At 73.7% G+C, this 21,902-nt stretch carries 23 protein-coding genes and 1 pseudogene; 8 read left to right on the forward strand and 16 right to left on the reverse strand.

Going from position 1 to position 21,902, the window contains the following annotated elements; all coding sequences use genetic code 11:
- Positions 1-81: 81 nt before the first annotated feature.
- Positions 82-1,572 (forward strand): glutamate synthase subunit beta, encoded by a 1,491-nt coding sequence (locus tag AB0K80_RS09560; protein ID WP_365667567.1) that lies wholly within the window; start codon positions 82-84, stop codon positions 1,570-1,572.
- Positions 1,573-1,618: 46 nt separating this feature from the next.
- Here AB0K80_RS09560 and AB0K80_RS09565 read toward each other — a convergent pair.
- Positions 1,619-1,750 (reverse strand): annotated as a pseudogene (locus AB0K80_RS09565) (carboxymuconolactone decarboxylase family protein); the annotation flags it as partial.
- 47 nt (positions 1,751-1,797) lie between these two features.
- Here AB0K80_RS09565 and AB0K80_RS09570 point away from each other — a divergent pair.
- A complete protein-coding gene (locus tag AB0K80_RS09570) occupies positions 1,798-3,249 on the forward strand; it encodes a PLP-dependent aminotransferase family protein (protein ID WP_365667569.1) in 1,452 nt (483 codons plus the stop codon).
- Between the two features lie 18 nt (positions 3,250-3,267).
- Here AB0K80_RS09570 and AB0K80_RS09575 read toward each other — a convergent pair whose 3' ends face one another.
- The 3 genes from AB0K80_RS09575 to AB0K80_RS09585 form a co-directional block, all read right to left on the reverse strand.
- A complete protein-coding gene (locus tag AB0K80_RS09575) occupies positions 3,268-4,071 on the reverse strand; it encodes an SAM-dependent methyltransferase (protein WP_365667571.1) in 804 nt (267 codons plus the stop codon).
- 70 nt (positions 4,072-4,141) lie between these two features.
- The gene (locus AB0K80_RS09580; protein ID WP_365667573.1) at positions 4,142-4,417 is read right to left on the reverse strand and encodes a DUF397 domain-containing protein; all 276 of its coding nucleotides are present in this window, start codon (positions 4,415-4,417) and stop codon (positions 4,142-4,144) included.
- Entirely contained in the window at positions 4,418-5,278 is an 861-nt protein-coding gene (locus AB0K80_RS09585) for a helix-turn-helix transcriptional regulator (protein ID WP_365667575.1), read from the reverse strand.
- A gap of 270 nt (positions 5,279-5,548) precedes the next feature.
- Between AB0K80_RS09585 and AB0K80_RS09590 the strand changes: the two genes are divergently transcribed.
- Both AB0K80_RS09590 and AB0K80_RS09595 read left to right on the forward strand, forming a co-directional pair.
- Positions 5,549-6,220 carry an ATP-binding protein gene (locus AB0K80_RS09590; RefSeq protein ID WP_365667577.1) on the forward strand — a complete coding sequence of 224 codons (672 nt, stop codon included), beginning with the start codon at positions 5,549-5,551 and terminating at the stop codon, positions 6,218-6,220.
- A complete protein-coding gene (locus AB0K80_RS09595) occupies positions 6,217-6,648 on the forward strand; it encodes a hypothetical protein (RefSeq protein WP_365667579.1) in 432 nt (143 codons plus the stop codon). Before AB0K80_RS09590 ends, AB0K80_RS09595 begins: the two co-directional genes overlap by 4 nt.
- 218 nt (positions 6,649-6,866) lie before the next feature.
- Here AB0K80_RS09595 and AB0K80_RS09600 read toward each other — a convergent pair whose 3' ends face one another.
- From AB0K80_RS09600 to AB0K80_RS09615, 4 genes are all read right to left on the reverse strand, one after another.
- Complete coding sequence (locus AB0K80_RS09600; protein WP_003989511.1) at positions 6,867-7,049, reverse strand: hypothetical protein; 183 nt, start codon at positions 7,047-7,049, stop codon at positions 6,867-6,869.
- A gap of 263 nt (positions 7,050-7,312) precedes the next feature.
- Positions 7,313-9,208 carry an FUSC family protein gene (locus AB0K80_RS09605; RefSeq protein ID WP_365667581.1) on the reverse strand — a complete coding sequence of 632 codons (1,896 nt, stop codon included), beginning with the start codon at positions 9,206-9,208 and terminating at the stop codon, positions 7,313-7,315.
- Positions 9,209-9,408: 200 nt separating this feature from the next.
- Positions 9,409-10,815 carry a cytochrome P450 gene (locus AB0K80_RS09610; RefSeq protein ID WP_365667583.1) on the reverse strand — a complete coding sequence of 469 codons (1,407 nt, stop codon included), beginning with the start codon at positions 10,813-10,815 and terminating at the stop codon, positions 9,409-9,411.
- Positions 10,816-10,990: 175 nt separating this feature from the next.
- Positions 10,991-11,767 (reverse strand): nucleotidyltransferase domain-containing protein, encoded by a 777-nt coding sequence (locus AB0K80_RS09615; protein WP_365667585.1) that lies wholly within the window; start codon positions 11,765-11,767, stop codon positions 10,991-10,993.
- A 157-nt stretch (positions 11,768-11,924) separates the two neighbouring features.
- On the opposite strand from AB0K80_RS09615, the gene AB0K80_RS09620 reads away from it, so the two are divergent.
- The gene (locus tag AB0K80_RS09620) at positions 11,925-12,332 is read left to right on the forward strand and encodes a RidA family protein (RefSeq protein ID WP_365667587.1); all 408 of its coding nucleotides are present in this window, start codon (positions 11,925-11,927) and stop codon (positions 12,330-12,332) included.
- Entirely contained in the window at positions 12,329-12,847 is a 519-nt protein-coding gene (locus AB0K80_RS09625) for a GNAT family N-acetyltransferase (protein WP_365667589.1), read from the forward strand. Before AB0K80_RS09620 ends, AB0K80_RS09625 begins: the two co-directional genes overlap by 4 nt.
- On the opposite strand, the gene AB0K80_RS09630 is transcribed toward AB0K80_RS09625, so the two are convergent.
- A complete protein-coding gene (locus AB0K80_RS09630; protein ID WP_365667591.1) occupies positions 12,793-13,515 on the reverse strand; it encodes an aspartate/glutamate racemase family protein in 723 nt (240 codons plus the stop codon). The genes AB0K80_RS09625 and AB0K80_RS09630 overlap by 55 nt on opposite strands.
- A gap of 5 nt (positions 13,516-13,520) precedes the next feature.
- The gene (locus AB0K80_RS09635) at positions 13,521-14,972 is read right to left on the reverse strand and encodes an NCS1 family nucleobase:cation symporter-1 (RefSeq protein WP_365667592.1); all 1,452 of its coding nucleotides are present in this window, start codon (positions 14,970-14,972) and stop codon (positions 13,521-13,523) included.
- A gap of 173 nt (positions 14,973-15,145) precedes the next feature.
- Here AB0K80_RS09635 and AB0K80_RS09640 point away from each other — a divergent pair, with 173 nt between their 5' ends.
- Entirely contained in the window at positions 15,146-15,817 is a 672-nt protein-coding gene (locus AB0K80_RS09640; RefSeq protein ID WP_365667594.1) for a GntR family transcriptional regulator, read from the forward strand.
- On the opposite strand, the gene pip is transcribed toward AB0K80_RS09640, so the two are convergent.
- Genes pip through AB0K80_RS09660 form a run of 4 tightly spaced genes read right to left on the reverse strand, consistent with a single transcriptional unit; the run spans position 15,814 to position 19,712 of the window.
- A complete protein-coding gene (gene pip, locus AB0K80_RS09645) occupies positions 15,814-16,791 on the reverse strand; it encodes a prolyl aminopeptidase (protein ID WP_365667595.1) in 978 nt (325 codons plus the stop codon). The genes AB0K80_RS09640 and pip overlap by 4 nt on opposite strands.
- Positions 16,792-16,823: 32 nt before the next feature.
- Positions 16,824-17,633, reverse strand: a complete 810-nt coding sequence (locus AB0K80_RS09650) for a uracil-DNA glycosylase (protein ID WP_365667597.1) — start codon at positions 17,631-17,633, stop codon at positions 16,824-16,826.
- Between the two features lie 34 nt (positions 17,634-17,667).
- Positions 17,668-19,002, reverse strand: a complete 1,335-nt coding sequence (locus AB0K80_RS09655; RefSeq protein ID WP_365667599.1) for an MFS transporter — start codon at positions 19,000-19,002, stop codon at positions 17,668-17,670.
- On the reverse strand, positions 18,999-19,712 hold the full coding sequence (locus tag AB0K80_RS09660) for a helix-turn-helix domain-containing protein (protein WP_365667600.1): 714 nt from the start codon (positions 19,710-19,712) through the stop codon (positions 18,999-19,001). The genes AB0K80_RS09655 and AB0K80_RS09660 overlap by 4 nt, the downstream gene beginning before the upstream one ends.
- Positions 19,713-19,807: 95 nt before the next feature.
- Here AB0K80_RS09660 and AB0K80_RS09665 point away from each other — a divergent pair, with 95 nt between their 5' ends.
- Entirely contained in the window at positions 19,808-20,368 is a 561-nt protein-coding gene (locus AB0K80_RS09665; RefSeq protein WP_365667601.1) for an RNA-binding S4 domain-containing protein, read from the forward strand.
- A 176-nt stretch (positions 20,369-20,544) separates the two neighbouring features.
- Here the strand turns inward: AB0K80_RS09665 and AB0K80_RS09670 are convergent, their stop codons facing one another.
- Together AB0K80_RS09670 and AB0K80_RS09675 are read right to left on the reverse strand one after the other, a co-directional pair.
- Positions 20,545-21,057, reverse strand: coding sequence for a DoxX family protein (locus tag AB0K80_RS09670; RefSeq protein ID WP_365667603.1), 513 nt, complete (start codon positions 21,055-21,057; stop codon positions 20,545-20,547).
- A gap of 111 nt (positions 21,058-21,168) precedes the next feature.
- On the reverse strand, positions 21,169-21,864 hold the full coding sequence (locus AB0K80_RS09675) for a class I SAM-dependent methyltransferase (RefSeq protein WP_365667605.1): 696 nt from the start codon (positions 21,862-21,864) through the stop codon (positions 21,169-21,171).
- Between the last annotated feature and the right edge of the window lie 38 nt (positions 21,865-21,902).

The following is a 21,902-nucleotide window of genomic DNA, read 5'->3' on the forward strand; positions in this document are numbered from 1 at the left end:
CCCCGGGGCACGTATCGTGGCCGGAAGAGTGCCGCCCGACGACGTACGGCCCGCCACCCGCGTGCGCAAGGAAAGACGGCCATGGCCGATCCCAAGGGATTCATGACCACCCCTCGTCAGGACTGGCCCCGCCGGCCCGTCGAGGAACGGGTCCGGGACTGGAACGAGGTCTACGTCCCCGGGGCGCTGTTGCCCCTCATCAGCAAGCAGGCGGACCGCTGCATGGACTGCGGCATCCCCTTCTGTCACGACGCCTGCCCGCTGGGCAACCTGATCCCCGAGTGGAACGACCTGGTGTCCAGGGAGGACTGGCGGGCGGCGGCGGAGCGGCTGCACGCGACCAACAACTTCCCCGAGTTCACCGGCCGGTTGTGCCCGGCGCCGTGCGAGGCGGGCTGTGTGCTGGCGATCAACCAGCCGGCCGTCACCATCAAGAACGTCGAGTGCGCGATCGCCGACAAGGCCTGGGAGGAGGGTTTCGCGCCGCCGAGCCCCCCGGAGCGGCTGTCCGGCAGGACGGTCGCGGTGATCGGCTCGGGGCCCACCGGGCTGGCCGCGGCGCAGCAGCTGACCCGGGCCGGGCACACGGTCGCCGTGTACGAGAAGGACGACCGGATCGGCGGGCTGATGCGGTACGGCATCCCCGAGTTCAAGATGGAGAAGCACCATCTGGAGCGGCGGCTGGAGCAGATGCGGGCCGAGGGGACGAAGTTCCGTCCGTCGACGGCGGTCGGGCGGGACGTCGACGCGGCGGAGCTGCGGGGCCGCTACGACGCCGTGGTGATCGCCACGGGCGCCACCGCCTGGCGCGAGCTGCCGGCTGCGGGCCGGGAGCTGGCGGGGATCCACCAGGCGATGGAGTACCTGCCGCTGGCCAACCGGGTGTGCGAGGGCGACCTGGAGGTCTCCCCGCTGTCCGCCGCCGGGAAGCACGTCGTCATCGTCGGCGGCGGTGACACCGGCGCCGACTGCCTGGGTACGGCCGTCCGGGAGGGGGCCGCGTCGGTGACCCAGCTGGACATCTACGCCCAGCCGGGGACGGAGCGCGACGAGGAGGCCGAGCCCTGGCCGACGTACCCGGTGCGGGTCTACCGGCTGTCGGCCGCGCACGAGGAGGCCCGCGACCTGCGCACGGCTCCGGCGGCGGACGCCGACGCGCGGCTGTTCGCCGCGTCCACGCTGCGCTTCACCGGGGACGCGGACGGCCGTGTGCGGGCCCTGCACCTGGTGGAGGTGGACGCGCGGCGCCGCCCGGTGCCCGGCACCGAGCGGACGCTGCCGGCCGACCTGGTGCTGCTCGCCCTCGGCTTCTCCGGGCCCGACCGCGGGGACGGGCTGATCGACCAGCTCGGGCTGGAGCTGGAGCCTCGCGGCACCATCGCGCGCGACGCCGGGTTCGCCACCAACGTGCCCGGAGTGTTCGCGGCCGGGGACGCCGCCCGGGGGCAGTCGCTCATCGTGTGGGCGATCGCCGAGGGGCGGGCCGTGGCGGCGGCGGTCGACCGCTACCTGACGGGCGGCACGCGACTCCCGGCGCCGATCGGACCGTACGACCGGCCGATGGCGGTGTAGGGCGGCGGAGGTGCCGCGCAGCCCACGGCGGCCGTGCCGCCCGTGAATCGACGAGGGCGGGGTCGAGGCCCTCGGTGGCGGCGGCGTCGAGGGCGATGAGGGCGCGGAAGACCTTCGGGGCGGACCGGGCGAAGTCGAGGCGGGGCGTCTGTGCCGCAGAGGGGGTGTGCGTCGTCATGTGCCTCAACTTACGTACTGCATAGACCGGTTGTAGGGTGCATTGGCATGCCGGAATCATGGGTCAATGACGCGGAGCGGATCGGCGCCGACCTGCATCTGGACCTGTCCGGGCCGGGCGGGCGCCGGGCCGCGCTCACCCGGGCGCTGCGGGAGGCCGTGCGCAGCGGGCGGCTCGCCCCTGGCACCAGACTGCCGCCGTACCGTTCGCTCGCCGCCGACCTCGGCGTCGCCCGCAACACCGTGGCCGACGCGTACGCGGAGCTGGTGGCGGAGGGCTGGCTGACAGCGCGCCAGGGCTCGGGCACCCGGGTCGCCGAGCGGGCCGAGCCGCTGCGGAAGACGCCCCGGGTCCCCAAGAAGGCGCCGCCACGCGCGCGTGGCCCCCGGCACGATCTGCGCCAGGGCACTCCCGACGCGTCGGCCTTCCCCCGCGCGGCCTGGCTCGCCTCCTACCGGCGGGCCCTCCAGCAGGCCCCGAGCGAGGTGTTCGGCCCCGGCGATCCGGCCGGCCGGATCGAGCTGCGGGAGGCGCTCACCGAGTACCTGGCACGCGCGCGCGGGGTGCGGACCGAACCGGGCCGGATCGTGATCTGCTCCGGTTTCGCGCACGCCCTGCGGCTGCTGTTCGGGCAGGGCGCGGGAGGGGTGCTGCGCGGCCCGCTGGCCGTCGAGGCGTACGGGCTGGGGTTCCACCGGCAGCTGCTGGCGACCGCCGGGGCGCGGACCGTGCCCCTGCCCCTGGACGAGCACGGCGCGCGGGTGGAACGGCTGGGGCGCGAGCGCGCCGTGCTGCTCACCCCGGCGCACCAGTTCCCGACCGGCGGCCCGCTGCATCCCTCGCGCCGGGCCGCCGTGATCGACTGGGCACGCGCGCGTGACGGGCTGGTGATCGAGGACGACTACGACGGGGAGTTCCGCTACGACCGCAAGCCCGTGGGCGCCGTCCAGGGACTCGACCCGGAGCGGGTGGTCTTCATCGGTTCGGTCAGCAAGAGCCTGTCCCCGGCGGTGCGGCTGGGCTGGATGGTGCTGCCGGAGCGGTACGTCGACGGGGTGCTCGCGGCCAAGGGCGACCGGGAGGCCTGGGCGAGCGTCCTGGACCAGCTGAGCCTCGCCGACTTCCTCGCCTCCGGGTCGTACGACCGTCACGTACGCCGGATGCGGCAGCGCTACCGGCGCCGGCGGGACCGGCTCGTGGCGGCCCTCGCCGAGCACGCCCCGCACATCGAGGTCACCGGTGTCGCCGCCGGGCTGCACGCGGTGCTGCGGCTGCCGCCGGGCACCGAGCGGTCGGCGGTGAAGGCGGCCGCCTGGCAGGGCATCGCGCTGGACGGCCTGGCCGAGTTCCGGCACCCGGAGACGGACATGCCCGCGCGCGACGGGCTGGTGGTCGGCTACGCGACGCCCTCCGAGCACGCCTACGGAGCGGCACTGGAGGCGCTGATCGGCGCACTGCCCCCGGACGGGGAGGCCAGCGCCGCACCGGGCGGCGACTGAGCCGCTCCGTAGGGCTGGTCAGGGCTTGCGGCCCACCGCCCCGTAGCCGGGGACCACCCCGTCGTCCTGGCCGGGCACCGGCTCACCCAGTTCCGGGTGCCAGCGGTGGGGCACCTCGACGCCGGGCTCGACGAGGTCGAGCCCGGCGAAGAAGCGGGTGAACTCCTCCTTGGAGCGCAGGGCCAGGGTGACCCCGGCGGCCTTGAGCTTCTCGGTGGCGGCCGCCGACTCCTGCGGGGTGAAGTCGGCCGTCGCGTGGGTCATCACCAGGTAGCTGCCGGAGGGCACCTCGGCCAGCAGCCGCCGGACCAGGTCGTGGGCGCCGTCCTCGTCGGGGACGAAGTGCAGCAGCGCGACGAGCGACAGCGCGACGGGCCGGGTGAGGTCCAGGACCTTCCTCGCGCCCTCGACGATGGCGTCCGGCTCGCGCACGTCGGCCTGGAGGTACTCGGTGACCCCCTCCTCGGTGCCGCGCAGCAGGGCCGCCGCGTGGGCCAGCACGATGGGGTCGTTGTCGCAGTAGACCACGCGCGCGTCGGGTGCGATCCGCTGGGCGACCTGGTGGAGGTTGGGCTCGGTGGGGATGCCGGTGCCGATGTCGAGGAACTGCCGTACGCCCCGGCCCGCCAGCCAGCGGGTGGCCCGGTGCATGAAGGCGCGGTTGACCCGCGCCATCACCGGCACCCTGGGGTCGAGGGCCAGCATCTGCCGGCCCATCGCCTCGTCGACCGGGTAGTTGTCCTTGCCGCCGAGGTACCAGTCGTACATCCGGGCGGGATGCGGCCTGCTCGTGTCGATCTCGACGGGGGGCTGCCCGGTCATGGCCTGCTCCATAGGTCTGCGGTTGATGATCAACTCGGGGCCACCATACGGGACTTGACGCGAGTACGCGTCAGGACAGCAGGAAGTCCGCCTCCCCCGCCTTGGCCCCCTCGATGAAGGCCGTCATCTCGTCGGAGGTGTAGATCAGCGCCGGCCCGTCCGGGTCGGTGGACTGCCGTACGGCGATCCGGCCGTCGGCGAGCTTCATGGCCTCCAGGCAGTTGCCCCCGTTGCCGCCGCTCCACGGCTTGTGCCAGCCTTCGCTGCCCAGCTCCCGGGCGGGCATGCCGTTGTAGATCCGCTCGGCGCGGACCCGCGGCTTGGGCTGGGACTTGATGCGATCCATTCACAGCTCCTTGCGGAGATCCTCCAGGATCTCCTTCGTGCGATGTGCCGTGGCGGCCTGCGCCGCCATGCGGTCCATGACCTCGAGGTGGGTCGCCACCTCGGCGCGCGCGTCGAGGTAGACGGCGCCGGTCAGGTACTCGCTGTAGACCATGTCCGGCAGTTCGGGCATGGCGAACCGGAACAGCACGAACGGCCCGTACGTCCCGGGGTGCGGCCCGCCGGCGAACGTGGCGACCTGCAACGTGACGTTGGGCAGCTTCGTGGCCTCGAGCAGTCTGTCGATCTGGGCACGCATCACCTCCGCCGGGCCGACCGGGCGGCGCAGCGCGGTCTCCTCCATCACGACCCACAGCCGGGGCGCGTTGTCACGGGTGAGCAGCTCCTGGCGCTGCATGCGCAGGGCGACATGGCGCTCGATGTCCTCCGGCCGGGTCTGGCCGATGGCACCCGAGCGCAGCACTCCGCGCGCGTACTCCTCGGTCTGCAACAGGCCGGGGACGAAGTGGGGTTCGTAGGAGCGGATGAGGCTGGCGGCACCCTCGAGGCTGACGTACATCGAGAACCAGGAGGGCAGGATGTCGTGGAACCGCTGCCACCAGCCGGGCTTGTTGGCCTCCTCGGCCAGCCGGACGAAGGCGTCGGCCTCCTCGCCGGAGACGCCGTAGGCCTGCAGGAGCATCTGGAGGTACGGGATCTTCAGCGCGACCTCGGCCGTCTCCATACGGCGGACGGTGGCGGGCGCCACCCGCAGGACGCGGGCGGCCTCCTCCCGCTTGAGCCCGGCGCGCTCGCGCAGGTCCTGAAGGCGCCGGCCGAGGACGACCTGGCCGACCGTCGGCGCGGACCGCGGTTCGCTCACGTTCCACCTCCCACCGCAATTACACCGGCGCCCACGGGGAGCCGTTCGAAAAGTTCCCGACAGCCCGGCGGCGCCATGCGAAGACCGGCCGGGACCCGGACACTTCCCGCCCTTCATGTGAAGGACTGAAAGGGGACGGATCGTCGACGATCCCAACTGGCGCCGCTCGAGGTGCTGGTGCGAGCAGTGTGCCACGCCGGTCCAGACCGTCACACAGCACTCTGCAATTTTCACAGTGACACTTGCCAACCTGTTCCTGGCGGGGCGATAGTGGCAAGCGTGATTCCGCCCGCGCCCTTAGGAACAGACGCCGTCGCAGGTCCCCCCGGCCTCGGCGCAGTCACGGCGGCAGGCCCCGACCAGGCCGCTGCCGAGCGCCGGTTCCGCTTCGAGCTGGCCGCGCACCCGGGCTCTCCCGCGCAGGCCAGGCGCCTGACGCGCGCCCGGCTGACCGGCTGGTCGGTGTGCGAGGACACCTGCGACACCGCGGCCCTGGTCGTCTCCGAGCTGGTCACCAACGCCATCGTGCACACCGCGAGCACGCACATAGTCTGCGAACTGCACGACGGCGACGATCTGCTGCGCATCGCCGTGCGGGACGAGGGCTGCGCCCCGGGCCAGCCCCACGCGGACACCCGGCAGCGCCCCGAGGACGAGCACGGGAGGGGACTGCTGCTGGTCGACGCCCTGTGCCGGGCCTGGGGCGCCCATGAGCACGGCCCCGGGCTGCTCGTCTGGGCCGAGCTGCCGCGCGGGGGCGAGACCCCGCGCCACCCCACCGCGCCCATCAGCCACCCCGCCGGGCCCCGGGGCGACCTGGGCTGGGGGACCCGCCCGAAGCCGGGCACGTCCGGCGGCTCGAACGGCGCGGGCACCCACGGCAGCCGTACCGCACGCGACTCCGGAGCAGCAGAGCCGCCCCCGGACAGGGGCAGCGGGTGAGCAGCGGGCCCGGCCGGGTGCTCAGCCTGGACTCACTGGTCCGTCTGCGGCGTGGACAGTCCCCGGCCGGCGCCCCCCTGCGACTGCCCGTACCCGACGGCATGACCGCGCCGCTGGGCTGCGACGCGGTGGCCGTGCCCGCCCGCCTCGGACCGCTGCTCATCCCCCGGCTGCCGCGCGTCGGGTGTGTCTACGCCGACGAGGCGCACTGGTGGTGGCTGGTTCCCTCCGACTCCGACTACGCCCTTCAGTGGCCCGCCCCCGCGCGGTACGCCACCGGCGCGGTCGTGCCGGACGCCCCCTGCATGCCCGGGCTGATCCACCGGCCGGAGGGCACCCTTCCGTACACGCCGCCGATCCCGCTCTACCTGGCGCTGTGCCGGCTGACCGGGACGAGTCCCACCTGGTCACGGCCGGTGAGCGCGTAGGGGCACAGACCGTTCGGGCGCGCGCTCGGCCGACGGATTCGCCGTTCCCCGGCGCGCTGCCGACCGCGCTGCCCGTGCGCCACCGCACAACGCCGCCGCCCGCGCTGCCCGCGCACCCGCCCCGCGCCACCGTTCTGCGATCTCTGCGCGGAGCTGTACGCGCTCCAGGCGGAACAGTTCACCCGGCCGCCCGCCCAGGCGCCGAAGCCGGGGTGGGGTCAGGCGGTGGCGTCGGCGCCGTCACCGCTTCGCACGATCACCAGGAACATGTCCGTCGCGAGGTCCATGACAACCTCGGCAGGCAGGCCCTCCAGACGCCGCGCCTGCGCGAACTCCTCCGCCGGCCACGAGCCACGCGGCCCACCGGCGGGAAAGCGTTCGAGCACCGTTCGCCCGTTCACCCTGCACCTCCATGTAGCGCTGTACTCGTAGAGTTAAACGCCAATCATGGGGAAAAGGCCTCGCCCGGTGACGGTACTGAGACGTAGTTGACACCCGTTCACCGCCAAGTGTGATCGATCTCTCGGCCATTCGGCCGTTCGCGTGACGGACGGCGTCAATCCCCGTACTCACCGTGATAACGCATGCACTCACGTCCCACAGGTCCCACTGCTGAGGCCGGGGACGGCGTCATGGTGCCGGCTCCCGGTCAGACGGCCCCCGGTCAGACGGCGCGCGGGAGGTCCGGCAGCGCGGGCAGGCCGATGCGCCGCTGGTGGCCGGCGAGTTCGCCGAGGAGGGCGGTGAGCCGTTCCCTCTGCTGGGGCGAGAGCTGTCCTGTGTCGTCGAGGTGCACCGCGCAGGCGGTCGTGGTGTCCACGAGCCGTTCCAGGAGGGCGGCGACCTCGTCCGCGCCCTCGGCGTGCCGGGCGAGGGCGGGCAGTTCGTGCGCGGTGAGGGAGATGGCCGTGCGGGCCTCGGCGAGGGTGCGGTAGGCCTCGCGGCGCAGGGTCCAGCGGGTGGCACGGTGGTCGGAGGGGGTGCCGGAGGTGCCGATGCGCGGAGCCTGGGCCTCGTCGAGGACGTGGACCAGGTAGGCGTGCGCCGCGGTGCCCGCCGCCACGAGCCGGGCCCGGACGCCCCCGCCGCGCTGTCCGGGTATCGGCAGGTGCCCGACGACCAGGACGATCGCGCAGGCCAGCAGGGTCTCGCCGATGCGGCTGGCGGAGGCCTGCGGTTCACCGCCGACCATCACCAGGGCGAGGACGAGGACGGTGACGACGGCGGTCTGGGCGGCGAAGTGCCGGGTGGCGACCGGGATGAGCGCTCCGCACACGGCGACCAGCGCGATCAGCCCCTCGGGCCGGGGCAGCACCGCGGCGAAGGCCGCGAAGAGCAGCGCGCCCAGCACGGTCCCGGCGGCCCGGCTCAGCACCCGTGAGGCCAGCGGCCCGAGGTCGGGCTTGACCAGGAACACGGCGGTGGCGGGCAACCAGTACCAGTGCTCGTGCTGCCCGTACCACTGGGCCCGGTGCAGGGCCTGGGCGGCGGCCGCGCTGGCGCCGAAGCACAGGGCGACCCGCAGCCCGTACTCGCGCCCGGCGCTGCCGAAGGCGGTGCGCAGCAGGTCGCGGGCGGTGCGCCGCCGGGTGTGCAGGTCGCCGCCCCTGCCCCGGTCGAAGACCTCGGCGGCGTGCAGCAGGGCGTCGTCCAGGGCCCGCAGGGCGGGCGCGGACCGGGAGGGTGCGGGCAGCGGACCGGTGTGACCGTTCTCCCGTACGGCGGCGGCGAGCCGGCGGGGGCCTTCCGACGCCCGGGCGGAGACGGCCTCGCCGGCCCAGGCCAGGGCGGTGGCGGCCTCGGCGAGGGGCAGTGCGGCGGCGTACTGGGCGTGCAGGCGCCGCTCGGCGGCAGAAGAGGCGTACCGCCGCAGCCGGGGACCGGCGAGCGCGTCCTGGGCGTGGTCGAGGGCGGCGGTGAGCGCGGCGCGGCGGGCGGTGGCGTCGGGCCCGCCGGCCGCGTCGAGCAGCGCGGCGACGGCGTCGTAGACACCGGCGACGGCCTCCCGCTCCCCGTCGAACCGGAAGTCTCCGGCGAGGGAGCCGGGCGTGGGCAGCACCAGCCGCAGCACGAGCAGCCAGCCGGCCCCGGCGAGGAAGGCGAGGGCGCGCTGCCATCCGCTCTCCGGCAGCGGCATCCCGGCGCCGACGGCGGTGGCGACCAGCAGGTGCGTCCCGGCGCTGGAGGAGACGGGCCCGATGGCGCTGATGCCGCCGGCGACGAGACCGAGCGCGGTGCACAGGACCGTCAGCGCGAGGGGCCCCATGCTCTGCCCGGCGTACGTCCCGACGAGCAGTCCCGCGGCCCCGGCCAGCGCGGGGGCGCCGAGCCGCTTGACGGAGACCCGGCGGCTGCCCGGCCGGTCGTTGATCCCGGCGAGCATGGCGGCGATGGCGGCGACGACCCCGAGGGAGGTGCGGCCGGCGAGCACGGCGGCGAGCAGCAGCGGTCCGGCGGCGAGGGCCCCTCGGGTGACCGCGTTCCAGGGCACCGGTCCGCGCTGGGCGCGGAGCGCGTGGGCGAGCCAGGGCGGCGGTGCGAGGGTGACGCGGCGGGACACGGGGCTCCTGTCGTCTGGGGCAGGGTGAGCCTTCGGGCGACGGTGGCCGGGCTGGGGTGTGTCCACGGTAGGGCGCGCAGGGCCCGGGACGGGAACGGCTGTGTTGCCGGGATGTGACGAACTGGCCTGAGAACCGCGTTCTTTATGAACGCAATCGGTGCACGGGCAGGCTCAGGGTCCTGCCCGTGCACCGGGAGGGCTCAGCCGGCGGGTCGGGCCTGGTGGAACGTCATGGTCAGGGCGTCGGGTTTGACGGTGACCACGGCCTGCGGGCGCGGCGGGCGGGACGAGACGGGGGTGAACACCGGCCAGGTCCGCAGCACGGTCGCGAGGATGATCTGCAGCTCGGCCCAGGCGAAGTTCTCACCGATGCACTTGCGACGCCCGTCACCGAAGGCGAGGAAGGATCCGCGGGCGGCCGAGACGGTCTCGGGGGTCCAGCGGTCCGGATCGAAGGCGTCCGGGTCGGTGAACACCTCGGGGTCGTGCTGGTGGAGGTAGGGGCTCCAGACCACGTCGGCACCCCGCGGAATGCGGTGTCCGCCGAGGTCCATGTCGCGGGTGGCGGTACGGGTCACCAGCCAGGCCGGGCCGTACTTGCGGATGGCCTCCTGCAGCACCTTGCGCGCGTACGGCAGGTGCTCCAGGTCGGCGTAGCGCAGCGGGCGGTCGCCGCACACGGAGTCGAGCTCCTCCAGCAGCCGCCGTCTGATCTGCGGGTGGCGGGCGATCTCGCACAGCGTCCAGGCCAGGGTGGTGCCGGTGGTCTCGATGGCCCCGGTCAGCAGGGTGATCGCCTCGTCCTGGAGCTGCTGGCGGGTCAGCGGGTCCTCGGCGGTGAGCAGGGTGTCGAAAAGGCCGGCCTGCCGCTCCTGCCCCGCGGCGTGCGGGCATCCGGCGGCGGCCGCTTCCGTGCCGGGCGCCTGGGGGCGGGTCACCCGGCTCAGCCGGTGGTCGATGGCCTCGTCGATGAGGGAGCGCAGCCGGGCGACGCGCTGGGCGTGGGCCCGGTTGGCGGGCAGCGGCAGGCGGGTGACCCACGGCGGCAGGATGGTCTGCCGGATCGTGCCCTTCATGATGTCCGGCATGAGCGAGGTGAACTCGCCGGCGAGGTGCTCGGGCAGGTCCGCGCCGAACAGCGCGACGAGGAAGGCCGCGAGGGTGACCTCGTTCATGTCCGCGTACACGTCCCGGGGCTGCCCCTCGGTCCAGGCGCCGACCAGCGTCCGCACCTGGTCGATCATCGCGTCGCCGCGTTCGGCGATGTGCGCCTTGTTGAACATCGGCTGCATCAGCCGCCGGTTGCGCAGGTGGGCCTCGCCGTCGGCGATGGTGGCGAGGCCGTCCCCGAAGAACACCCGCAACGCGTCGATGATCTTGCCGCCCTTGGCGTAGTGCGCGGCGTCGGTGACCAGGACCTTGCGGGTCAGGGCCGGGTCGGTGACGACGTAGGCGGGGGTGGGGCCGATGCGTATGCACACCACGCTGCCGTGGGCGCGCAGGGAGTCGATGAACGGCAGCGGGTTGCGGGCGAGCTGGAGACCGTGCCCGATCAGCGGGAGACCTCCGGGGGCGGTGGGGGTGGACGGTGTCGCGAGAGCGCTCATGGCGCGCATCCTCCTTGTCGGGGGCCGTCGCCGAACGCCCGATGCATGCCCATGCCATATGGCTGGAATGCCGCCCCGCGGTGATCACTGCGTCACACCGGCGATGCCGGCCCGGCAGGTGCTCCGGGGCCCCGAGAATGTGCTGGGCTTCAGCCGCCAGCGGCGGATGAGCCGGTCACCGGCGGGCTTCCGCGACCGCCCGCGCGAGGAGTGCCTCGCTGTGCGTGACCGCCCGGGCGAGAACGCTCGGGTCCGGCGTCAGCGTGGCCGGCACGGCGTCCATGTCGCTCAGCCCGGCCCGCGCGACGATCCCCTTCTCGTTGGTGACCCACTCCCCACGTGCCGCCAGCACCGCGTGTGCGGTCTGGGTCGTGGCCAGCGCGATCGCGCCCGCGACCTGGGTGAGGGCGCCCTTCGGGGCGTGCCCGGCCCTGGCGTAGGCGAGGGTGGCGGCGGCCATGCCGTGCCAGTGCCCGGGGGCGGTCCGGCGCAGCGCCGGCGGATAGGCGGTGGGGCGCGGCAGGTGGCCCCGCAGCACCTTGTTGACGGCGAGTTCGGCGACGACCAGGTAGCTGGGTATGCCGGCCATGTGGAACATCAGCGGCTCGACCCGGAAGCGCCCCTGTTCCGCCTCGGCCAGCTCGTGCTCGACGACGTCGAGGTCGCGGTAGTGGACGTCCACGCGCCGCCCCTCGATCGTCAGCCACGCGCCGCCGTTGAAGACCCCGCCGCCCCAGGCCCCGATCTCGCAGACCTCGCCCTCCCAGCCGACGGCGCGCAGGTCGTCCGGGTCGAAGGCGCCCCGGTAGTAGACCGCCAGATCCCAGTCGCTGTCGGGCCGTTCGGTGCCCTGCGCCCGTGATCCGCCGAGGGTGACGGCCCGTACGGCGGGGAGCGCGGCGAGACGGTCGGCGGTGCGGTCGAGGAAGGCCTGGTCCGAGGGCACGGGCACGGGTGGGGCTCCTGGTGGTCGGGGGTCGTCGGCAGGGTACGTGGACGGGCCCGGCCCTCGCGAGGCATTAACCGGCGGCCCCTGTTATTCGGGTGCGCGAGCGGGCCGTGGCCCGCATGATCAGTGGGTTGTGCCTCCCCGCAGATCGGAGCCGTTCGTGGTGCAGCGCGTCACCGTCCCGGGTCTCTTCCCGCCGCCCACCTACTCGCACGCGTCGGTGGTCGAGGCGGGCACGAAGCTCGCCTTCCTCGCCGGGTCCGTCCCGCTCGACGCCGACGGAAACCTGGTCGGACCGGGCGATCCCGTCCGGCAGGCCGAGCAGGTGCTCGCCAACCTCGGTGCGCAACTGCGCGCGGCCGGCAGCGACTTCACCCATGTCGTGGCGACGGACGTGTACGTGGTGAGCGATGAGCCGGCGGTGCTGTCGGCCGTCTGGGAGGTGGTGGAGGCCTCCGGCCTGAGTACCGGCCCGCACTCCTCGACGCTGATCGGCGTGGCCTGCCTCGGCTACACCGGCCAGCTGGTGGAGATCACGGCGACGGCCGTCGTACCGGAGGGCACGTGACCGTCGGCACCCCGGAGGCCGGGCTGCGCCGGGCCGCCGGCGAGGCCGACGCCGACGCCGCGGCGGACGTCTGGCTGCGGTCCTTCGCCGCCGCCCTGCCGGGCGTGGTCCGGCCCCGGCCGGACGACGAGGTGCGGGCCTACTTCCGTCAGGTGCTGGTGCCGCTGCGCGAGACGTGGGTCGCGGACGCGGCGGGCGGCGTCGTGGGCGTGCTGGTGCTCGATGGCGAGGAGCTGTCCCAGCTGTATCTCGCCCCCGAGTGGCGCGGGCGCGGCCTCGGTGACCGGTTCGTCGCCCTCGCCAAGGACCGCCGCCCGCACGGGCTGAGCCTGTGGACCTTCCAGGTCAACGGGCCGGCCCGCCGCTTCTACGAGCGGCACGGCTTCGCCGCCGCCGAGTGGACGGACGGCAGCCGCAACGAGGAGCGCGAGCCGGACGTCCGGTACCTGTGGCGTCCGGATCACCCGGCGGACGGCGGCCCCCACATCCGGCGCTTGGGCAGCGGCTTGGCGTAACTCCCGGCGCGGCTGGTGGTCAGGCCCAGCGCCACCAGCGACTCGGCGAGCCGTACGGCCGCCGCGACCCCGTCGACGACCGGCAGCCCCAGCTTCTCCCCCACCGCCCGCCGCATGCCGGTCATCCCGGCGCAGCCCAGCACCAGCACCTCTGCCCCGGCCGCGCGGGCCCGTTCGGCGGCGGCCAGGAACGCCGCCTCGGTGCGCTCGTCGTCCCCCAGGTCGAGCACGCCCAGCCCCGTGCCGACGACGGCGGCACAGTTGCGGCCGACCCCGGCCGTCTCCAGGCTGTCCTCGATCTGCCCGCGGGACCGCTCCAGCGTGGTGACGACCCCGTAGCGCCGCCCGAGCAGGCAGGCCAGATGGGCGGCGGCCTCCGTGATGTCGACGACCGGTACGTCCACCAGCTCCCGGACGCCCTCGCGCCCGTGCTCCCCGAAACCGGCCAGGACCACGGCGTCGTACGGCGGCCCCTGGTACGTCCGCAGCACGTCCAGCACCGCCGCCGCGGACAGGTAGCTGTCCAGCCAGCCCTCCGCAGACTCGGGGCCCCACTTCGGGGTCAGCCCGGTCACGGTGGTGCCCGGGCCTGCGGCGGCCCGGGCACCTCGCACGATCTCCTCGGTCATCTCCCGCGTGGTGTTGCAGTTGGTGACGACGATCCGCACGCTGCTCAGCCCTCCGTGGCGGTGCGCTCGCCCCGGCACAGGACCAGGTAGAGGCCGGCCGCCAGGGCCGTGCCGATGAACCAGGAGTACGGCGCCACGTCGCTGAAGGTCTTCACCAGCGCGAGCACCGCCGCGACCCCCGCCGCCGGCAGGAACGCCCACAGGGCCTTCGGGTTGACGCCCTTGCGGTAGTGGTAGCGGGAGCCGGGCTCGGCGTTGAACAGCTGGCCGACGTCGATCCGGCCGCGCTTGATCAGGAAGTAGTCGACCATGATCACGCCGAACAGCGGGCCCAGGAAGGCGCCGAGGCCGCCGAGGAAGTAGTTGACGACGGTGGGGTTGGAGAAGAGGTTCCAGGGCGTCACCACCAGCGCCGCCACCGTGCTGATCATGCCGCCGACCCGGAAGCTGATCTTCTGCGGCCAGACGTTGGCGAGGTCGTACGCCGGGGAGACGAAGTTGGCGACGATGTTGACGCCCATGGTGGCGATGGCGAAGGTCAGCGCGCTCAGCACCAGAACCCAGGTGTTGCCGGTCTCGGCGACGAGGTAGGCGGGGTCGGTGATCTCCTTGCCGAACACCTCGTACGCCCCGGCGGTCACGATGACCGACACGATGACGAAGGCCGTGGAGTTGACGGGCAGGCCCCAGAAGTTGCCGCGCCTGACGCTGCGGTAGTCGGGCGCGAAGCGGGAGAAGTCGCAGAAGTTGAGCATCAGCGTGCCGTACGTGGCCAGCACCAGGCCGATCGCGCCGAACCACTGGCGCCACTGCTCGCCCACGGAGACCGGGTGCGGGGTGCTGGTCAGGGAGATGGTCCAGCCGGCCTTGGCGAGGATCCAGACGGCCAGCGCGATCATGACGAGCCAGATGGCCGGGCCGCAGAAGTCCTGGAACTTGCGGACCGACTCCATGCCCCGGCTGATGATCGCCGCCTGGACCAGCCACAGCGCGACGAAGGAGACCCAGCCGAGCGTGTCGAGGCCCAGGAAGGAGCTGTGCGTCCACGACTCAAGGCCCGGCCAGGCCGCCAGCAGCATAACGTTCACGGCGACGGAGGCCAGGTAGGTCTGGATGCCGTACCACATGATGGCGATGACGGCCCTGATCAGCGCGGGGATGTTGGCGCCCCAGACGCCGAAGCTGATGCGGCTGACGACCGGGAAGGGCACCCCGTGGCGCTGCCCGATCCTGCCCATCCAGTTCATCCCGACGTAGATGAGCACGAAGCCGGCGAGCAGGGAGGTGAAGATCTGCCAGACGTTCATACCAAGGAAGAGCAACCCGGCGGCGAAGGTGTAGTTGCCGAGGTTGTGGACGTCGGACATCCACATGGCGAAGAGGTCGAAGACCTTCCAGTTGCGCTTCTCGGCGGGCGCGAGGTCCTCGTTGGTGAGCCGGGGATCGGGGGCGAGGACGGGGACGCCGGTGACTTCGGCGCGGTCGGCGAGGGACACGGGGGCCTCCATGAGCAAGGGGACGACGGAGGAGTGCTCGGTGGGGGGCGGCAGGGGCTGGCAGGGGTTTGGTATACCAAACTGCCGACATGGTCCCGCCGTCAACCGTTCCGGCCGATATCGCCGCTGTTAACGCTCGGTAAAAGACTCCCGGAGTCGGCGAAGATGGCCCCATGAGCCCCTCGGCGAAGAGCGAACCCCTCGGAGCGGTACGCGAACGGGTCCTGGCCGCCCTGCGCCAGGAGATCATCGCGGGCCGCCTCCGTCCCGGCGACCGCCTGGTCGAACGGGAACTGGCGGACCGCTTCCAGGTCTCCCGCGTGCCGGTCCGGGAGGCGATCCGCGCCCTGGTCGCCGAGGGCTTCGTCCACTTCGAGACCCCGCGCAGGACGGTCGTACGCCGTCTGACGCCGACGGACGTGAAGGAACTCTTCGAGCTGCGCGAGGCGTTGGAGGTGTACGCGGCGGGGCTGGCCGCGTCCCGTGCGACGCCGCAGGACCTGGCGGAGGCCGCGGACCTGCTCGACCAGGCGGCCGCCGCGACCCGGGCGGGAGACGCGGAGGTGATCACGGACGTCAACAGCCGTCTGCACGACCGGATCATGGCCATGGCGGGCAACAGCCTGCTGACGGCCGCCCTGGAACCGGTCGCCGGCCGCCTGCGCTGGATGACCCGGCGGAACGAGGAGTGGCCCCACCTACTGGTGGAGCACCGGGAGTTGTTCGAGGCGATCGCCTCGGGCGACCCGGAGCGGGCCCGCGCGCACGCGCGCACGCACGTACGGACCAACTACCGCTCGACGGTGCGGCACCTGTTCGGCGAGGAGGCCGCCGAACTCCCCTAGCTCCTGCCCGCCCGGCGTTGTGCGTACCGGTCCGTGGCCGCCACCAGCGCCTCGGTCACCCCGGGCGCCCCCGCGTCGTGCCCGGCGTCGTCGACGACGACCAGCTCACTGCCGGGCCAGGCGTGGTGGAGCCGCCAGACGATGCCGAGGAGGTTGCCGAAGTCGAGGCTGCCCTGCACCAGCGTCCCCGGGATGCCCCGGAGCAGGTGCGCGTCGCGCAGCACGACGCCCTCGTCGTTGCCCTCGCCGAGGAAATGGTCCTGGTCCCAGTAGTGCGTGACGGTGCGGGCGAAGCCCATCCGGAAGACCGGGTCCTCGAACCGCTCCACCGAGCGCGGCGGCGCCGGGATGGTCGCCGTCTCCCAGTCGGTCCAGGCCCGCGCGGCCCGCTCCCGCACCTCCGGGTCGGGCGACTCCAGCAGCCGGTGGTACGCGGCGGCGAGATTGCCCTCCCGCTCGCCGTCCGGGAGTTCGGCGAGGAACCGCCGGAAGGCCTCCGGGAAGATCCGCCCCAGGCCCCTGGTCAGCAGGGCCACTTCGGCGTTCGACCCGGTGGCCACGCCGGTCAGCACCAGCTCGGACACCACCTCCGGATGCGTCTGCGCGTAGCGCAGCCCGAGCACCGACCCCCACGACACGCCCCACACCAGCCACCGTTCGATCCCCAGCTGCGCACGCAGCCGCTCCAGGTCGGCCATGAGGTGGGCGGTCGTGTTGACGCTCATGTCGGTGTCGTACGCGCTCGCGTGCGGGGTGGACCGCCCGCAGCCGCGCTGGTCGAGCAGCACGATCCGGTAGGCGGCCGGATCGAAGAGGCGCCGGAAGTACGGGGTGCAGCCGGAGCCCGGCCCGCCGTGCAGCACCAGCGCGGGCTTGCCGTGCGGGTTGCCGCAGGTCTCCCAGTACACGCGGTTGCCGTCACCGGCCTCGAGCATGCCGTGGTCGTACGGTTCGATCTCCGGATACAGGGCCATCCGGGCACCGTAGCGGCGGTTCGGCGGTCCGCTCACCTCATTTCGCGGGCGGCGGGCGTGGGTGGCAGCCCCGCCGCCCGCGCCGCCGTGCGCAGGACCTCTCGGAGCATGGCGGGGGTGAGGCGGCCGGTGAAGGTGTTGCGCTGGCTGACGTGGAAACAGCCGAAGAGGTCCAGGCCGTGGGTGCCGTCCAGGCCGTTCTTGCCGTGGGTGCCCTCCGTGCCGCCCGTGCTGTCCGTACCGTCCGTGCCGTCCGCTCCTTCGGTGCCGGTGAGGTGCACGTGCGTGCCGTGCGCGAAGGGCGGTCGAGGGCGCGGGACGGTCCAGCCGGCCTCCGTGAACGCGGGCAGCGCGGCCTGCCAGCCGAAGGCGCCGAGCACCACCGCGGCCCGCAACGTCGGCCGCAGCAGCCGCAGTTCCCGCACGAGCCAGGAACGGCAGGTGTCCCGCTCTGCGGGGGTGGGTTTGTTGGCGGGCGGGGCACAGTGCACGGGCGCGGTGACGCGCACGCCGTACAGCTCCAGACCGTCGCCCGCGTGCACGGAGGTGGGCTGGGAGGCGAGGCCGACGTCGTACAGCGCCTGGTAGAGCACGTCGCCGGAGCGGTCCCCGGTGAACATCCGGCCGGTACGGTTGCCGCCGTGGGCGGCCGGGGCGAGCCCGACGATCAGCAGCCGGGCGTCGGGCGGCCCGAAGCCCGGCACCGGCCTGCCCCAGTACGTCCAGTCGGCGAAGGCGGCGCGCCTGGTCCTGGCCACCTCCTCCCGCCAGGCGACCAGCCGCGGGCAGGCCCGGCAGTCCGCGATGCGCCGGTCGAGACCGGTCAGGCCGGTGGAGTCCATGCCTCCACGGTAGGGCCCGGCCCCGGTGCGTTCGTCAACGGACCTCGGGAACGCGGCCGGTGACCCCCGGCCCGGTGAGCTCCGGCTCGGCGTCCGCCGCGGGCCTGCGCAGCCACAGCAGGGCCCCCGACAGCAGTACGGCGGCTGCCGCCAGCCAGGGCACGGGGCCGGACCGCAGTCCACCGAGCACCAGGCCGGTGAGCGCTCCGGCCAGTTGCAGAGCGAGGGACTGCACGGACAGGGCGGTGGCGCGGCCGCCGCTCGGCACCCTGCGGTGCAGCAGCTCGTTCTCGCTCGGGCCCGCCACGCCGAGCCCGAGGTACACCAGGCAGAAACCGGCACCCGCGAGCACCATGACGTACGGCTGCGCGGCCTGCGCGGTGACGCCGAGCAGCAGCAGGCCGGCCGCGCCCGCGCCGAGCCCGGCCAGGACCGCCCGCTCACCGCTGCCCGCGGCCCGGGCGGCGAACGACCCCAGGTGGCTGCCGGCCCCGGCGCAGACGAAGCCCGCGCAGGCGAGCGCGGCGTAGAGCACCGCTCCCGACTCCGAGGTGCCGGTCAGGGCCACGGCCCGGGCGGGGGTGAGCAGTTCGAGCGCGGCGAGGGCGCTGCCGGTGGCGGCCGCACTGAGCAGGACCCGGCGCACCAGCGCGTCGCGCGTGCCCAGGCGCAGCCCGCCCGCGACGGTGGCCGGAATACCCCGCAGTACCGAGCGCCGTCCGGTCCGCGGCCGGGGCGGCTCGCGGAGGGCGGCCAGGACGTAGCCGACGAAGACGGCCTCGACCACCGCACCCAGCAGCACAGGTACGGCCAGCGGCGGCACCGCCCCGGATGTCGCCTCGCGCAGACCGGCACCGAGGCCGGGGACCACGCCCAGCAGCCACGGCAGGGCACCGCCGAGCAGGATGCCGGCCGCGAGCGCGCCGGAGGTCGCGGTGCTGCCGCGGGCCAGGCCGGTACGCAGCTCGGCGCCGGGACCGGCGTGGGCATGGACCGTGTCGACGTACCAGGCCTCGGCGGGGCCGCTGGCCAGGGCCCGGCCCGCCCCCTTGAGGACCATGCCGAGCGTCAGCACCCAGGCGGTGGTGCCCAGGCCGACCATGATCAGGGCCACCGTGCTCAGCGCGCCCCCCGCCGCCAGGACGGCACGGCGGCCCAGGACGTCGGAGAGCCCGCCCGTGGGCAGCTCCAGCGCGGCAGCGGTGAGCGAGTGGGCCGCGAAGAAGCCGGCGACGGCGGCGAGGGACATTCCGCGGTCGGTGCACAGGGGGATCATCGGCGCCAGTCCCAGCCCCGGCGGGAGCCAGAACAGGACGCAGACGGTGACATAGCGACGGCGGGCGGCCCGCACCTGCGGGGACTCGCTCACGGGCGGTCGCCGCCGTCGGCCGCGCCACCGGCCACATCGGTCTCCTCAGTCATCCGGCTTCCTGTCGCTTCGGCAGTCATCCGGCTTCCCGTCGCTCCGGTCACGTCGGTCACACATGCCTCTGAGGAACGGGCGGCGACGGGAAGACCGGCCCAGACGAGGACGACCCGCTCGGCGCGCCGGTCCCCGGCGTCCCGGGCGGTGAGGTCCGCCAGCTTCCCGGCGAACGCGTCCCACAGCTCCGCGAGCGACTCGGGCGTCAGACGGGCCATGTGGTCACTGATGCCGGACGGCTCCACCCACTCCCGGCCCAGCCGCCCGGCGGCGAGGTCCTCCTCGTGCCGGGCGAGGGACTCCTCCAGGTGCTCGATCTGGCGCCGCCGCGACAGGGTGACCCAGGCGCGCCCCGCAGCCGAGGACTCCATGGCCTCGTTGCTCCAGGACGTCACCGCGTGCACCGCCCGCCAGCGCCGCTCCCGCCCGTCGCGGTGCTCGGCCTCGGTGAGGAACCCGTACTTGGCCAGCACCCGCAGGTGGTAGCTGGTCGAGGCCGAGGACTCCCCCGTCCGGACGGCGAGTTCACTGGCGGTGGCGGGACCGTCCTGCCGCAGCAGACCGAGAAGCTGGATACGCAACGGGTGGGTGAGGGCCTTCAGGGCGGCGGTGTCCCGCTCGGGGTCGAGCACGCGCCTGGAGTCGTCGCTGTCCATGCGGGGAGCGTAGACAGCCGACCGATTCCGCAAAAGAGTTTTTGCAGAATATTTTTTGCGGAGTCCTGCCGCCGGGGAGGACTAAGGTCGGAGGCATGGCTGCTGAGGGTGCCGAGCACGAGGAGACACAGGGGAACGGGACCGGTCCCGGGGGCGACGGGAGCGCCACCGGCGAACAGCCCCTGGATCCGAAGATCGCCGCTGCCGTTGCCGCCGCCGAGGCGGCCGGTCCCCAGAACGGCGAAACCGTCCGCATCGACAGTTGGATCTGGTCCGTGCGCCTGGTCAAGACCCGGTCCCTCGGCGCCGCCGCCTGCCGCGGCGGCCATGTGCGGATCAACGGCGAGCGCGTGAAGCCCGCGCACGCCGTGCGCGTCGGCGACGAGGTGCGCCTGCGGCACGAGGGCCGGGAGCGGATCGTCGTCGTCACCCGCCTGATCCGCAAGCGGGTCGGTGCCCCGGTGGCCGCCCAGTGCTACATCGACAACTCCCCGCCGCCCCCGCCGCGCGAGGCCGTCGCCCCCGTGGCCATCCGGGACCGCGGCGCGGGCCGCCCCACCAAGCGGGACCGCCGCGAACTGGAACGCCTGCGCGGCCTGGCCGGACCCGGACCCGGTATCGGCCCCGGCGGAGGCGCCGGCAAGCCAAGGCCCTGACCCCGTGCCCCGCAGTCCCCGGGCCCCCGCCTGACACACGAGACGTGCGCAGGGCCGCGTCCGGGACGGCCCCTCGGCCCGCCCGGACGCCGCCGACGCCGCAGCGCCGCCGTGCTGCCGTGCCACCGCTCCGCCATATGAGGCAGTGGCGAACACCGTCGGCCCCGCGCAAGCCATCACCCCCGTCGTCGCACCAGCCGCAGCAGGTCCGTGTTGTGCCCCCGCCGCGCCCAGGCGATGAGGGCGAGCGGCACCATGAGGATCAGCGGCGTCGCCGCGTACTGCCCGTCGAAGACGGTGACCTGGACGACGAACGCCCCCACCATCAGCGCGCTCAGCCCCAGGGCCGCCACCGACTGGAGCACGGGAACCAACAGGGCGACCGCTCCGGCCAGTTCGAGCCCCCCGATGGCGTACATCCCCGCGCTGCCCCAGCCGATCTTGTCGAAGGACTCCACGGCTGACGCGTGCGCGATCAGCTTGGGCAGGGCGCTGGCGAGGCCGAAGAACAAGGCGAGCAGCACCTGAAGCCCCCGCAGCGCGATCCGGGCCCACCGCCCGCGCACGCTCACCGCCCCGGCGGCGGCACTGCCGGAGGAGGCGGACGAGACGGACGGCGGCGAGCCGACCGGAGAGGAGACAGCGGCCGTGGACGCGACGGAGGCGACGTGAGCGGTGGTCTCGGACATGGCGTTCTCCTGTGCGATGTGATCCGTGATGCGGTCACACAGGAAGACCGGCCTCCGCCGTGGAACTCATCGCTCGCCGACAGGTTTCCTCACCTGACCGCATCCACCGGCCTAGCCGTCCGTGGCCACCGCGCGCACCCATATCCGGTCCTCCGTCAGATAGCGGTCCACTCTCAGCCCCGTCTCCGCGAGGGCCTCCTCGAACTGCCCCTTCGTCAACGGCCGGGAGCGGAACGTCTGCGTCCACGTCGCGTCCGGGAACTCGTACTCCACGTGCACCGAGTTGACCCCGTCGCCGGCGGGTTCCGCCGACCGGACCCGCACGGTGAAGCCGCTGGGGTCGACCCGCTCGCGCGGCACGTTCGTGTGGTAGTCCTCCCCCTCCCGCTGGATCAGGACGCAGCCGCCGTCGGCGACGTGCCGCACGCAGGTGCGCAGCAGCCCGCGCCGCACCTCCACGTCCCCCGCGTGCACGAGGAACGACGCGAGCAGCACCACGTCGAACGTCTCGTCGAGCTCCAGGTCCTCGATCGGACTGCACACCGTGCGCGCTGCGTGCACCCGTTCCAGCATCTCGGCGGACTCGTCGACCGCCGTGACCGTGAATCCGCGTTCCAGCAGCGCGTGTGTCATGCGGCCGACGCCGCAGCCCAGTTCCAGAATCCGTGCCCCGGCCGGAACGGCCGCGGCGATGATGTCCGGTTCGTCTCCCACAGGCAGCCGCGCGTACAGCTCCACCGCGCAGCCGTCCGGGGTGATCGCCCCGGGTCCCGTTCCTTCGTACCCCGCACGCATTTTCAGCTCCATGCCCGTCCAACGGCCCGTTCCCGCACGCCCGTTCCCCT

The organism is Streptomyces sp. NPDC052682, assembly GCF_040678435.1.
In the GTDB taxonomy this organism is placed as follows: domain Bacteria; phylum Actinomycetota; class Actinomycetes; order Streptomycetales; family Streptomycetaceae; genus Streptomyces.

Bases quoted from the DNA above. Each gene is read 5' to 3' on its own strand.
- AB0K80_RS09610 (WP_365667583.1), bottom strand. From the start codon at position 10,815: ATGAGCGCTCTCGCGACACCGTCCACCCCCACCGCCCCCGGAGGTCTC.
- AB0K80_RS09660 (WP_365667600.1), bottom strand. From the start codon at position 19,712: ATGGACAGCGACGACTCCAGGCGCGTGCTCGACCCCGAGCGGGACACC.
- AB0K80_RS09560 (WP_365667567.1), top strand. From the start codon at position 82: ATGGCCGATCCCAAGGGATTCATGACCACCCCTCGTCAGGACTGGCCC.
- pip (WP_365667595.1), bottom strand. From the start codon at position 16,791: ATGGCCCTGTATCCGGAGATCGAACCGTACGACCACGGCATGCTCGAG.
- AB0K80_RS09580 (WP_365667573.1), bottom strand. From the start codon at position 4,417: ATGGATCGCATCAAGTCCCAGCCCAAGCCGCGGGTCCGCGCCGAGCGG.
- AB0K80_RS09665 (WP_365667601.1), top strand. From the start codon at position 19,808: ATGGCTGCTGAGGGTGCCGAGCACGAGGAGACACAGGGGAACGGGACC.
- AB0K80_RS09570 (WP_365667569.1), top strand. From the start codon at position 1,798: ATGCCGGAATCATGGGTCAATGACGCGGAGCGGATCGGCGCCGACCTG.
- AB0K80_RS09575 (WP_365667571.1), bottom strand. From the start codon at position 4,071: ATGACCGGGCAGCCCCCCGTCGAGATCGACACGAGCAGGCCGCATCCC.
- AB0K80_RS09650 (WP_365667597.1), bottom strand. From the start codon at position 17,633: ATGGACTCCACCGGCCTGACCGGTCTCGACCGGCGCATCGCGGACTGC.
- AB0K80_RS09640 (WP_365667594.1), top strand. From the start codon at position 15,146: ATGAGCCCCTCGGCGAAGAGCGAACCCCTCGGAGCGGTACGCGAACGG.
- AB0K80_RS09670 (WP_365667603.1), bottom strand. From the start codon at position 21,057: ATGTCCGAGACCACCGCTCACGTCGCCTCCGTCGCGTCCACGGCCGCT.
- AB0K80_RS09675 (WP_365667605.1), bottom strand. From the start codon at position 21,864: ATGGAGCTGAAAATGCGTGCGGGGTACGAAGGAACGGGACCCGGGGCG.